Below are 12,974 nucleotides of genomic sequence, written 5' to 3'. Positions count from 1 at the left end.
CCATACTGGCAGGGCTTTCAATACTATTGAACACTCTTCAGTTGTTGTCAGAGTATTCGTCTGATGAGCTGAATGCGATTGCTCAGATCGCATTCAATTTATAAAAAATGTGTAGATACCTATGCCTTAAAGGAGAGGGCTTAAAGGAATTTACATCTCAACCATTTCCACACCATCAATGCGGGCAACGGTCATTAAGTCTTTATCGCCACGGCCTGATACAGTCGCAATGATGATTTGGTCTTTGTCCATCGTCGGTGCAAGTTTCGTGACATAAGCCATCGCATGTGAACTTTCTAACGCAGGGATAATACCTTCAATATGTGTTAAGTCGCGGAAGCCTTGTAGCGCTTCAGTGTCATTGATTGGCACATAGTTCACACGGTGCATATCTTTCAAGAAACTGTGTTCTGGGCCTACACCTGGGTAGTCCAAACCGGCAGAAATTGAATGTGTTTCAATGATCTGACCTTGATCATCCGACATCAAGTAAGTACGGTTGCCGTGAAGTACACCGACATGACCTGCGTTGAGTGGTGCAGAGTGCTTGCCTGTTTCAATGCCATAGCCTGCAGCTTCGACACCGTACATTTTCACGTCTTCATCATTTAAGAATGGATAGAACAAGCCCATCGCATTTGAGCCGCCGCCCACACATGCAACTAAAGCATCTGGTAAACGGCCTGCTTGTTCCTGAATTTGTTTACGCGCTTCACGACCAATGATTGATTGGAAATCACGAACCAATTGTGGATATGGGTGTGGACCTGCAACTGTACCAATCACGTAATAAGTTGAATCAACATTGGTGACCCAATCACGCATCGCTTCGTTCATGGCATCTTTCAATGTTTTTGAACCGCTTTCCACAGGTACAACCGTTGCGCCAAGTAAACGCATACGGTATACGTTCATGGCTTGACGTTTAACATCTTCTGCGCCCATGAACACCACGCATTCAAGGCCTAAACGCGCTGCAATCGTTGCAGTTGCTACACCGTGCTGACCTGCGCCTGTTTCGGCAATAATACGTTTTTTACCTGAAAGCTTAGCCAGTAAAGCCTGACCAATGGTGTTATTCACTTTATGTGAACCTGTATGGTTCAGGTCTTCACGTTTTAAGTAAATTTGCGCACCACCCAACTCTTTCGACCATCGCTCAGCATAATACAAAGGACTTGGACGACCGACGTAATACGCCAAGTCACGGTCGAATTCTGCCAAAAACTGTGCATCATCTTTCATGCGGAAATAGAGTTTTTCTAAGTCCTCAAGTGCTGCCATAAGAGTTTCTGACACAAAACGCCCGCCATGAATACCAAAATGCCCTTGTGCGTCTGGGAATTGGGTATAGTCGATTTTATTTTGCTGATCCACGAAGGACTCCTTGCATAAAGCGTTCTATGAGTTGTTGGTCTTTAATACCTTTACTTGATTCTACACCACCGCTCACATCTACGGCATAAGCGCCTGTGGTTTGAATCGCATCTTCAATATTGTCAGGCTTTAAACCGCCCGCCAAAATTAAAGGAATATCGAGTTTTGGGAACTGTGCCCAGTCAAAGCTATGCCCTGTACCGCCTTTCAGCTCAGGATGCCATGCATCGAGCAGTACGGCGCTTGCCCCTGCCTGCTGAAAAGATTGAATCTCGCTAATCACGTCCAAATCTGGCTTCACCTGAATGGCTTTATACCAGCGGCGCCCAACAGTCTGTGCAATCGTTTTGCACTGTTCAGGGTTTTCATCACCATGAAATTGCAGTATGTCTACAGGTGAAATTTTTAAAATATCCTGTATCTCTGTAGCTGATGCATTCACGAATAAACCCACGGTCTGCACATAGGGCGACACATGCTGAATCAGCTCAGCAGCCTGCGCTGCCGTTACACTGCGCGGGCTTGGCGCAAAGAATACAAATCCGATCGCATCTGCGCCAGCTTGGACGACAGATTGGATATCTTGAGTACGTGTAATTCCGCAGATTTTGGCACGGGTTCGCATATTATTGTGGCTCTAACTCCGCCCTATTCATAGCCTATCTATGAATATGAAGGCGAATCATTGTAATGCAATTTTTAGACCTTGCGTGGATTTTCAGCATGATTACTGCGCAAAAATAAAAAGCCCTGAATGATCAGGGCTTTTTAAATAATTGAATCAATTATTTCATTGCATAACGTAAGGTTAGCCAAGCAGTCCGGCCGTCTTGACGGTAGTAATAGTCATCAAATGAGTCATACACGGTGTAATATTCTTTATCAAACATATTGGCAAGTTTGGCTTGTACAGAAAATTCAGGGGTCGCTTGATAGGTTAAACGTACATCTGCTGTCGCAAAACTGCCAAAGCTTGTTGTATTAGCGGCATCCTTATAACGCTGGTCTTCTGCGTGTACAGAGCCACCTAGCGTCCATTTATCCATCGTATAATCTGCAGATACATTCAATAATTGACCTGCACGACCCGCAATTTGATTGCCTTTGGTCGCCCCCGAATTATATTCAGGCTCTTGATAAGTATAGTTTAAGTTCAACGTGAAGTTATCCAGTGACTGTCCGAACTCAGCTTCCACACCCTTAATTTTTGCTTTTGCAATATTGGTTCCGCCTGAAATCATATTATCAATTTCATTATGGAAGGCAGAAACAGACCAGTTCAGCCATTGCGACCCTTTGAATCCAATTTCAATATTTTCAGACTCTTCAGGGACTAGGTTTGGATTTGACCAACCCGGATAATACAAGTCATTAAATGTCGGCGAACGGAAAGCGGTGCCGTATGAAACATAAGTGCTGTAGTTGTCATTAAACGAGTAACCAACAGCGGCATTGCCTGTAGTGTGATCACCAAACTGCTCATTATCATCTAGGCGAATGGCTGCTTGCAGGTTCACTCGACCAAAATCACCAAGATACTGCGCATAGTAACCGACATTATCACGCTCTTTTTCATCGTATTTGGTGGTGCTATCGACTTGATCATTTAAGTAATCCACACCTACCAATAGTGTGTTATTTGCATTAAAAGATAATGTGTTTAACCAGCTAATGCTGTCTTTTGTGGTATCAAATACACCTGTCGATTTATCTGCACTAAAGGTTTCGTATTTATCTTCTGACCGGCCAAATTTCAGCTGCGTTTTCCAAAGGTCTATAGGAGAATAGCTAAAGCCAACGCCATACACATTTTGCTCAACCTTGTTATAAGGATTTACGTTATATGGACTATCGTAATTTGTTTCACCGTTGACATACAATACGTTCAGGTCTGCTGAAAATTGATCATTAAACTGATGACCCGCTTTAATTGACGCAGAATAGTTATCATAGCCATCTTTATCTGTTTCAGTCGGCAAAGTTGTTACATCCATGCCTTGTGTTTTCAAGCCTGCCAAACTTAGCGTCGCCCAAGAATTATCCTGACGAATATTCACACCGACATTGGCATCATAGGTTTCATGTGAACCATACTTAAGTGAAGCAAATGGTTTTACGCCATTTTGCGTCCCTTTACGGGTAAAGATTTGAATCACACCGCCTACAGCTTCAGAACCATATAAACTTGAACGCGGGCCTTTTACAACTTCTACACGTTCAATTTGATCAATCGGTAAATGCTCAAAAGAAGTTTGGCCTGAAGTTGCCGAACCCAGTTTTTGACCATCCACCAATACCAATACCGCAGTAGAGCCTGTACCACGAATTGAAATACTGGTTGGCTGACCTAAACCACCAGAGTTGGTATACGTTACGCCTGGCACAGTGCGTAGTAATTCTTGCAAAGAAGTAAACTGCTTACGTTCAATTTCTTCACGGTTGATTACGGTGACTGCCGCCAAGGTTTTTTGCGAGTCTTGCTCAACAATGCTAGCAACCGTATTGGTAATGACTGGAAGTTGATGAACTTGGTCTGCTGCCATCGCAGCAGAAAGTGGAGATAAAACAAAAAGTGACCCGAGTAGAGTCTTAGAGAAAGAATGCATGCTGTATTCCCCGATCGCACCGCCCGTGCGAAATAAAAGTGGTTAACGCGTGGCGGTTTTTGGGTAAGCGATGGCTTGCCATTTTTCAGACAGAAGCATGCAATCCCGCTATAACGCCCGCCGCATTATGAATAGGTCTGCATCAGGCCGGTCTCCGGACTTACGTTATTGAATAACGATTCACCGTTGCGGGGGCAGTGTCAGATAACAACAGCTCTATACTGCTGGACTGACTTCCCAGTTTCACTTTTCAATTAAGAAAGCACCTGAAGCGCAGGCAGATTAATTTCTGCTCCACAGCAAGTCAAGCTGTATATGCAGCTATCTTAAAATGCCCGACAGATTCGATTGTTCGATAAATCGGAGTTCTCTATACTTAAGCCATTCACAACAGTTGGCATGGGAAGTCTCTACAACACTGCCCCCGCAACGGTGCGCAAGCGAAACCTTGCCAGTCCGATACCTGCTCACTGTGTTCTATCACTCAATCATTTACGTGGGGTAAATGCATGGAGCTTTGTATGCCTTTTCCTTTTCAGCCGACTGCGCTTGCAGCTGGCATATCTGCGCTTTGTATTTTTAACTCCCAACTGTCTATTGCAGCAGATTCCATTGCACAACCTAGAATGGATACCATTGTCGTCACAGCAACACGTTCTGCAGAAAAATTAGAAAATGTACCTGCACGTATCGCCATTATTGAACCTGCAACCGTTGCACAATCCCCTATTTCCCAAATGAGTGATTTGCTGCGTAACGATGCGTCTATCAATATGGTGCAAAACGGCGGTTTAGGACAAGTGGCTTCGATTTTTGTACGTGGTACAGAATCCGACCATACCTTAGTACTGCGCGATGGTGTGCGTTTGAACTCGGCAACATCAGGCATGGCGCCATTACCGTTTTTAGATACTACCGATATTCAGCAAATTGAAGTTTTAAAAGGCCCTGCTTCTGTATTGTATGGCTCAGATGCGATTGGCGGTGTGGTACAAATTATTTCCAAGACACCAACGAAAAATACTGCCTTTGCCAGTACAGAAGTAGGTGAACACAAAACCTATAAAAGTATTATTGGCGCAGATGCCACAAAAAATGGTTATTACGCACAGATTCGAGGACAACGCTTAGAATCCGATGCCACCAAAGTGTTTGACCTAGATGAACTGAGTACAGCAAGCTATGACCAAAAAGGCTGGAGCGCAAAAGTTGGATCAAAACAAGAAAATCATGCTTACTCATTGGACTATAGCTATAACGATGGTCGCAGCTTTTATGTCAGTTGTAGCAATGAAGATAAGGACTATAACTGCCTAAACTACAGCAATGTCGCGCAAGACTTTAGCAATGAAATGATCAACCTACGTGGTGAAGTGCGTCAGTTACCGGCTTTAGAACTGCACGCCCGCCTTTCTCAATTCAAAGATGAGCTAGATCAGGTCACAACCGCCGACTTCACCCACAATAAAACCCAAGAAGCAGAAATCTATTCCAAAATTGCGCTGACGCCAAAACAAACGATTTTAAGTGGGATCACACACCGTAAAATCAGCGGTGACATCGTGTCATATGGCACGGCTTATCAAGATGATAACCGCAGCACGGGTTATTACTTACAGCATCAATATCATCAAGAGGGTCTTAATACACAACTCGGAATTCGCCTAGAAGACGATGCGAAGTATGGCAGCCATACCATTGGTCAAGCTGCAATTCGTCTGCAAGCACTGCCTCTTACCCGTGTATATGCCAATATTGGGACTGCGTTTAAATCGCCAACCTTAGATGAACGCTATAACAGCTGGTCAGGCAATCCAAACTTAAAGCCTGAAGAAAGTATTTCTTATGAAATTGGCGTCGACCAAAAGCTGAATCATGGGCTAAGTACCGGCCTGTCTGTGTACCACACCAAAGTCGACCATCTGATTGTGAATGGCCCTAATTACACTTTAGAAAATCTAAATACAGCGGTTTATCAAGGTGTGGAAACCTATCTGCAATGGCAAAATGGGGGATGGTCAAGCAAACTCAGCTATCATTATGTGAAAGCTCAAGATAATGAGAAAAAACAAGATTTACAGCGCCGACCACGTCAGAACTTAAGCTTGACTACTGGCTGGAGCAATGACATTTATGGCATGAACGCAACCTTAAATGCCAAGTCAGATACCGTGGACTATCAAGCACGCAATCCCGGTTATGCCACTATTGATATGAGTGCATTTTGGAATATCAATCCCAACCTCAAAGTCTTTACCAATTTACAAAATATCGGTGATGTCGAATACAAAACCTCATCGTATGGTTCAGGTTTGTATTATATGAATGGCGGGCGTTTAGCCACTATCGGTGTTACTGTGAAATATTAATGCACATCACTTTATTCAACTTTTAATCAAAAAATGGACAATTAAAATGGGCCACCGCTTAAGTAAAATTTATACCCGCACAGGCGATTCAGGTACGACAGGTCTTGGCGACGGATCACGCGTAGCCAAAGATGATTTACGTATTGAAGCCTTAGGAGATGTCGATGAACTCAATTCAAGCATTGGTATTCTGCGTTCGCACATCGCACTTAGCAGTATTGAAGACAAAGCGGCTTGGGATAAATCGCTCAGCCTGATTCAGCATTGGTTATTCGACCTTGGCGGTGAAGTCTGCATTCCAAACTTCAACTTGGTACAACCTGTGTCAATTGAGTTTTTGGAAAATGACATTGACCGTATGAATGAAGCGCTGCCAATGCTCAAAGACTTTATCCTGCCATCAGGAACATTGGTGTGCAGCTTTGCCCATCAAGCGCGTGCAGTTTGCCGCCGTGCAGAACGTCGTTTAATGGCTGTACATAACCGTGACCAGAACATTCAAGCACCGTCATTGCAGCTACTTAACCGACTCTCTGACTGGTTATTTGTCGCATCGCGTACATTACAACGCGCTGAAGGTGGTTCTGAGGTGCTGTGGCAGAAAAATATTAACGACACGATTGATCAATAAGTTTTGGATTCAAAAATTGCTCAAATCCTTTGACCAATTAAAAGTCTATTTTACATTGAAATAAATCGAAACATTTCGTCCGATCATTCTTGTATTTCAGGATGATCGGATCAAAATAACAGTGTCATCTCCCTGTCATTCTTACAGGACACTATGTTTTTATCTTTCAATTTTGCAGGCCCTTTATGCGCATAATCGGTCACCGTGGCGCTCGTGGTGAAGCACCTGAAAATACCCTAGGTGGTTTCCAATATATTCAAGATTTAGGCATACGCTCAGTTGAATTTGATGTGCGACAACTAAAAGATCGCGCCTTAATTGTGATGCATGACGATCAATTCATCCGTACCACCGGCCAAGATAAGTATCTTTATGAATGCGAAAGTTCTGAACTAGAACCGTATAACCATGCAGTGACATGGTCAGAATGGAATAAAGTTGAGCCGACGCCACTGCTCGAACAAACGCTCAAAATTATTCATAACTTCGATCATATTGAAGTCGAAGTGAAAGCAGTGAAGACACAGACTGAAGCTGAAGCGCTGACTGAAACCTTGGAACAACAGCTCCAAGGTTTCGAACATTCCGCGGTGATCACCAGTTTTGACCCTAAAATTCATCTTGCTTTGCAACAAAAAAAATCCGGCTTCAAACGCGGGCTTTTGGTTGAAACAGACGTAAAATTTAAAGCGATTGAACAAGCACTTGAATTAGGTTGTATCCAAATCGGTTGGATGAACCAACTCGCCAATTCAGACATTATTCAGGCCACGCAGCAGGCAAAATTAAATGTGAGCGTATGGACTGTCAACGACGTTGATCGTGCTAAACAGCTTAAAGATTGGGGCATTAACGGCTTAATTACCGACTATCCTAAATTAATGATGCAGCATTTTTAATGCTGCTTTATTCACCTAGATTTGTGTAATTCACTTCTCGATCAACACGTCGATATTTCAATCGGTCTATTTTCTTTCCAAAACCAATACAGTTTGTCCCCGACTGTTTTGCATCGTCATGTGTTTCCCTTTTATTTGGAATTGTGTTGCGGCTTGCAAGGCATCTGAAAGTTCAGCCTCTTGAGCCAAAGCCGAATCACAGCTGAAATAACCTGCTCGGGCATTCAGATCAATGCTGTGTTTTAAGGTATCAATCACATAAGTGCCACTGATAGTGTTACATCCCGTATTTCCCTGAATTTGTCGAAATTGCGAATTGAACTGAAGATAAGGTTGATGATGAAAGAACTTAGCTTTTTGTACAGCGATTTTCACAATCGTCCATGGAATATCTTGTATCCCATCATTTACGCGAATAAGTTTTAATGGCTGCTCAACGCTGTTGCCCAGTGATTTCCCTTGTGACTTTGTAGTCACCTTCTGCGTCGGAGAACTTTGACAAGCCATCAGTCCCAGACAACTGATCAGAAAGCTGCCCCAGATGCAGTATTTGATAAGTAATTTCAGATTATTTTGACAAATTTGCTGTTTTTTTGGCATCTTCTTACTCCACAAAAAGTCAAATAACTTCAGTCGTATTATGTTACTGTTTAGAACAATACAACTGTACAATAACAGTGGTGAAAACGGGTTTTCCCGTGCTACTATTCTGTACGTCTAAAATCCCTTAAAAAATTAATGGGATTAGTCCTATCTATACCTCCCAAGGTTTCAGGAGTGCTGTTGGAGATGAATGCTCCCCTACCCAAAGCCCCAATGAACTGGATTGCTATTTTTGCATTGGTGTTTTTACCTATTGTCGCAGTTATTGCAATTCCGTTATATGCCATTAATCATGATTTTAGTGCCGCTGCTTGGATCAGTATGTTTGTTTTACTGGGTGTCAGCAGTTTAGGTATTACCGCAGGTTATCACCGCTTATGGGCACACCGTGCTTATGAAGCAACCTTGCCTTTAAAAATCATTTTAATGCTCATGGGTACTTTTGCTGTTCAGAACAGTATTTTGTTCTGGGCTTCGGGTCACCGTACACATCACCGTCATGTAGACGATATTGACCAAGATCCATACTCGATTAATCGTGGTTTCTGGTATGCCCATATCGGGTGGATGCTTCGTGATTATCCAGCAGCAGCACCAAACTATAAAAATGCACCTGACTTATTAAAAGATAAAGTCGTGATGTTCCAAGACAAATATTACATTCCATTGGTGATTGCTGTTCATGCGGCGATTTTAGTGCCAATTGGTTGGGTTGTTGGCGACATGTGGGGCGTTCTATTATTGGGCGGTTTAATGCGTCTAATCTTGAGCCATCATGTGACGTTCTTTATTAACTCACTGTGCCACATGTGGGGTAAACGTCCGTATACTGACGAAAATACCGCGCGTGATAACTTCTGGCTCGCTATTGCTACTTGGGGTGAGGGTTATCATAACTATCACCATATTTTCCAATACGACTACCGTAATGGTGTGAAATGGTGGCAATACGATCCAACAAAATGGTTAATTTGGAGCTGCTCTAAATTAGGCCTTGCCAAAAATTTACGCCGTATTCCTAGCTTTAATATTAAAAAAGCTGAGTTGGCTATGAAGTTCAAGTATGCGGAACAAGACCTTGCGATCTATGGTCTCAACATGACCGATGATATTGCGACAGCTAAGCAACGTATTTCTCAAGAATATGATGCGTTTTCGCAAACTTTGAATGACTGGGCAAAATTAAAAGAGCAGGAAATTCAAGCGAAGAAAACTGCAGTTGCTGAAAAAATTCATCAAATGGATGACAAACTCAAACTTGAATTCCTACAAGTTGAACAGCGTTTGTCACAGCACCGTGAAACACTGAATCAATTGATGCGTAACTTGAAAAAGAAAACCGCTTAATTCTTTTAAGCCTTTCAAATGATAAAGCCTCCACATATGGAGGCTTTATTGATTTTAAGCTACAGTTTTTCTATCTGGTCTTTGCTATAGTTTCAACATAATTTGAATTTTTAAAGATCATTATGCTGTTCAATGCCCGCTATAACACCCTGCCACCTCGCCTGTATCACCATCAGCAGCCAGTTCCTCTAAAAGGTGCAAAAGCTGGGCATTTTAATGCCGCTCTTGCGGATGAGCTGCAATGGTCTGAGACAGATAAACAGGCTTGGGTTGAAATCTGCAGCGGTCAAAAAACCTTTGCAGAATTTGAACCTTTGGCCATGGTCTACGCAGGTCACCAGTTTGGACAATGGGCAGGCCAATTGGGAGATGGACGCGGCTTATTGATTGGGCAAATCATCGATAAACATGGGCAAACCATTGACCTGCACCTTAAAGGCGCCGGCTCGACCCCTTACTCACGCATGGGCGATGGTCGTGCAGTATTGCGCTCGACTATTCGTGAATATTTGGCAGGACATGCGCTCAACAGCGTAGGCGTTGCATCCAGTAATGCAGTGGGTTTTACCAGTTCTGAGCAAGGCGTACAGCGTGAAAAACTCGAACTTGGTGCAATGATGCTGCGTACATCTGACTGTCATATCCGTTTGGGGCACTTTGAATGGATCAATCAGTATCAGGGTGATTTACTGCCTGAATTCACGCAGAAATGTATTGAGTGGCACTACCCTGAATGCTTAGATGCCGAACAACCTATTTTAGCTTTTGCCACTCAAGTCATTCAGCGTACCGCAGTGATGATTGCCAAATGGCAGCTGATTGGTTTCGCACATGGCGTGATGAATACTGACAATCTGAATATTACTGGTTCAACGCTCGATTTTGGACCTTATGGATTTATGGAGCGCTTCCGCCCAAACTGGATCAACAACCATTCGGATTACCAAGGCCGCTATACCTATCAGCAGCAGCCGAGCATTGGGCATTGGAATTTATGGCAATGGCTGAATAATCTCATTCCGCTCTGCCCTACGGACTATGACAAAGAACAGTGGAAAGAAGATTTAGCTAAGTGCTTAGAGCATTTTGAACTGACCTTCTTGGAACATTATAAATTGGGCTTAGCTCAGAAAATGGGTTTGCCAAGTTTTCATAAAGACAGCTTTGACTGCGCCATGGCCTTTTTGCGTATTCTGCAAAGTGAACAGCTGGATTACACGCAAAGCTTTATTCGTCTGCAAAATCATGAATATGAAGCCATTAAAGATGACTGTTTAGACCGTCGCGCATTTGAAGGTTTCTTGGCCCAATATGAAAGCATCCGTGAGCATCAGGACACCGATGCTTTAGATGCGGAAATGGCACAGGCCAATCCGCAATATATCTTGCGTAACCATATGGCGCAAAAGGCGATTGAGCTAGCTGAACGCAATGATTTTTCAGAGGTAGAACGCTTATATACATTACTAAGCCAGCCTTATCTGAAACAGCCTGAACTGGAAACAACAGAAGATTTAGGCCCCTTGCCAAGTGATGTGCCTGAAGTGATGGTGAGCTGCTCATCTTAAACATTTATCCACAAATTCATGCATCACTCGACTCAAAATTGTGGATAATTTAGACATTATCCACAATACCGAAATGGATGGACTGTAATGCCGTCCATCCTCTAAAAAATAATGACAAGAAAACGTATCGCTATTTTTAGTTTCGCTACCCTCTTCTGTATTGTGGCGGCCTACCTTGCCTATCAAAAATTTGAAAAATATCTACCTACACCTGCCAATGTACTGGCCTTTCCACATAAATTAAGTGATTTGCAAATTCAAAAAATTCGCACAGAAACGCCGATCGACAGTATTCAAGTACATAAAGCTGAGCGTTATTTAGAGTTAAAACATCAGAATATGGTCATTCGGCGTTACCCGATGCGTCTGGGTTTTCAACCGCTTGGACATAAAGTTCAAGAAGGTGATGGCAAGACGCCAGAAGGAACTTATCATATAGATTGGCGCAATCCGCAAAGCGCATTTTATAAATCTTTGCATATCTCTTACCCCAATGCGGCCGATAAACAGAAGGCTAAAAATCTAGGGGTTTCTGCAGGTGGTGACATTATGATTCATGGTTCGGCGACCAGTTTACAAATGAAAGCTGCACCACAACTGATGACGTATTTCCCACAAAAAGATTGGACTTGGGGCTGTATTGCAGTGCGCAATATTGATATGGATGAAATTTGGCAACTGGTGAATAATGATACAGAGATTCATATTCATCCTTAATATTAAATACAGTCTTTATTTTTTGAGCGATTCTAGATGATTTCATTACACACTGTAGCTGAAAAGACAGCCTTAGACTTGCCTGAAACAACCTGTAGCCAGCCTTTTGGCGAAGGCTGTGATGTGTTTAAAGTGATGGATAAGGTGTTTATGCTGAGTTTTCATTTGGAAGGCAAAGCGGCCGTTAATTTAAAGGTGCTGCCGGACAATGGCGTGATGCTCAGAGATATTTATCCCTTTATTCGTGCTGGCTGGCATATGAATAAGCAGCATTGGATTTCTGTATTTGCAGATGAAGAATTGGAAGAAGAACTGCTGCAAGATTTGGTGCTAAATTCTTATGAATTGGTGGTGTCGAAGTTAAAGAAAGGACAACGGCAGAGGATTGAATTGCTGAGAAGTGTTTAGATAACACTTCCCTTACAATTAAGTTAATATTGAGAATTTCGTGTAATCGCCATTATGTTCAATAACTGGTTTCATAAATTAAAGATTTGGAAATCGAATCTTTGTTTCAGCATTTCTAATTTCATTACTAGTAAAAGAAATAGTTGTTCCTAATGAATAAGCATAGATTCCTTGGATAGAATCATTAGATGATTCATATGAAATATAAAATCCATTATCACCCCTACCTATCCATTCAAAATTATTTTTATATTTTTCAAAAAGATAATTAATTAATTCCTTTTTTATTTCTATATTATCTGTATCAATTTCATAAGCAATACAATAGATTTCTTTCATAAGTCATTTTTCACTCAGCTCCAAGTTATAAATTCCAGCAATTAGATTGAATCTCAATGCTAGTCTTTTGCCTCGATTGCGATATCGCTCAGCAAGAATTTTGAAGGTTT

12 protein-coding genes, 1 pseudogene and 1 riboswitch are annotated in these 12,974 nt (G+C 42.3%); of the genes and pseudogenes, 7 read left to right on the top strand and 6 right to left on the bottom strand.

Features of this window, described 5'->3' with window-relative positions; translation table 11 throughout:
* Positions 1–150 precede the first annotated feature (150 nt).
* The 3 genes from trpB to FTT88_RS15895 all read right to left on the bottom strand — a co-directional run bounded on the left by trpB (position 151) and on the right by FTT88_RS15895 (position 3,983).
* A complete protein-coding gene (trpB, locus tag FTT88_RS15905; protein WP_117007224.1) occupies positions 151–1,377 on the bottom strand; it encodes a tryptophan synthase subunit beta in 1,227 nt (408 codons plus the stop codon).
* Positions 1,361–2,002 (bottom strand): phosphoribosylanthranilate isomerase, encoded by a 642-nt coding sequence (locus tag FTT88_RS15900; RefSeq protein ID WP_180005546.1) that lies wholly within the window; start codon positions 2,000–2,002, stop codon positions 1,361–1,363. Before FTT88_RS15900 ends, trpB begins: the two co-directional genes overlap by 17 nt.
* A 160-nt stretch (positions 2,003–2,162) precedes the next feature.
* Positions 2,163–3,983: a TonB-dependent receptor domain-containing protein gene (locus FTT88_RS15895; protein ID WP_180005545.1), complete on the bottom strand. Its 1,821-nt coding sequence runs from the start codon at positions 3,981–3,983 to the stop codon at positions 2,163–2,165.
* Between the two features lie 127 nt (positions 3,984–4,110).
* A riboswitch (cobalamin riboswitch) is annotated at positions 4,111–4,268 on the bottom strand.
* 236 nt (positions 4,269–4,504) lie between these two features.
* Here FTT88_RS15895 and FTT88_RS15890 point away from each other — a divergent pair.
* The 3 genes from FTT88_RS15890 to FTT88_RS15880 all read left to right on the top strand — a co-directional run bounded on the left by FTT88_RS15890 (position 4,505) and on the right by FTT88_RS15880 (position 7,882).
* Positions 4,505–6,352, top strand: coding sequence for a TonB-dependent receptor plug domain-containing protein (locus FTT88_RS15890; RefSeq protein WP_373683090.1), 1,848 nt, complete (start codon positions 4,505–4,507; stop codon positions 6,350–6,352).
* Positions 6,353–6,398: 46 nt separating this feature from the next.
* Positions 6,399–6,983 (top strand): cob(I)yrinic acid a,c-diamide adenosyltransferase, encoded by a 585-nt coding sequence (locus FTT88_RS15885; RefSeq protein ID WP_111885379.1) that lies wholly within the window; start codon positions 6,399–6,401, stop codon positions 6,981–6,983.
* A gap of 185 nt (positions 6,984–7,168) precedes the next feature.
* Positions 7,169–7,882, top strand: coding sequence for a glycerophosphodiester phosphodiesterase (locus tag FTT88_RS15880; protein ID WP_180005543.1), 714 nt, complete (start codon positions 7,169–7,171; stop codon positions 7,880–7,882).
* Between the two features lie 66 nt (positions 7,883–7,948).
* Here FTT88_RS15880 and FTT88_RS15875 read toward each other — a convergent pair whose 3' ends face one another.
* The gene (locus tag FTT88_RS15875) at positions 7,949–8,482 is read right to left on the bottom strand and encodes an META domain-containing protein (protein WP_180005542.1); all 534 of its coding nucleotides are present in this window, start codon (positions 8,480–8,482) and stop codon (positions 7,949–7,951) included.
* A 189-nt stretch (positions 8,483–8,671) separates the two neighbouring features.
* Here FTT88_RS15875 and FTT88_RS15870 point away from each other — a divergent pair, with 189 nt between their 5' ends.
* The 4 genes from FTT88_RS15870 to FTT88_RS15855 all read left to right on the top strand — a co-directional run bounded on the left by FTT88_RS15870 (position 8,672) and on the right by FTT88_RS15855 (position 12,525).
* A complete protein-coding gene (locus tag FTT88_RS15870) occupies positions 8,672–9,832 on the top strand; it encodes an acyl-CoA desaturase (protein WP_180005541.1) in 1,161 nt (386 codons plus the stop codon).
* A 122-nt stretch (positions 9,833–9,954) separates the two neighbouring features.
* The gene (locus FTT88_RS15865; RefSeq protein WP_180005540.1) at positions 9,955–11,400 is read left to right on the top strand and encodes a YdiU family protein; all 1,446 of its coding nucleotides are present in this window, start codon (positions 9,955–9,957) and stop codon (positions 11,398–11,400) included.
* A 111-nt stretch (positions 11,401–11,511) separates the two neighbouring features.
* On the top strand, positions 11,512–12,117 hold the full coding sequence (locus FTT88_RS15860; protein WP_180005539.1) for a murein L,D-transpeptidase family protein: 606 nt from the start codon (positions 11,512–11,514) through the stop codon (positions 12,115–12,117).
* 36 nt (positions 12,118–12,153) lie between these two features.
* A complete protein-coding gene (locus FTT88_RS15855) occupies positions 12,154–12,525 on the top strand; it encodes an MmcQ/YjbR family DNA-binding protein (protein WP_218945821.1) in 372 nt (123 codons plus the stop codon).
* Between the two features lie 78 nt (positions 12,526–12,603).
* On the opposite strand, the gene FTT88_RS15850 is transcribed toward FTT88_RS15855, so the two are convergent.
* Positions 12,604–12,864: a hypothetical protein gene (locus tag FTT88_RS15850; protein WP_257222617.1), complete on the bottom strand. Its 261-nt coding sequence runs from the start codon at positions 12,862–12,864 to the stop codon at positions 12,604–12,606.
* Between the two features lie 3 nt (positions 12,865–12,867).
* Positions 12,868–12,974 (bottom strand): annotated as a pseudogene (locus tag FTT88_RS15845) (IS5/IS1182 family transposase); the annotation flags it as partial.

Origin of the sequence: Acinetobacter sp. YH01024 (assembly GCF_013420195.1) — a bacterium.
Lineage (GTDB): Bacteria > Pseudomonadota > Gammaproteobacteria > Pseudomonadales > Moraxellaceae > Acinetobacter > Acinetobacter amyesii.
This window is presented reverse-complemented; position numbering and strand designations above follow the sequence as displayed.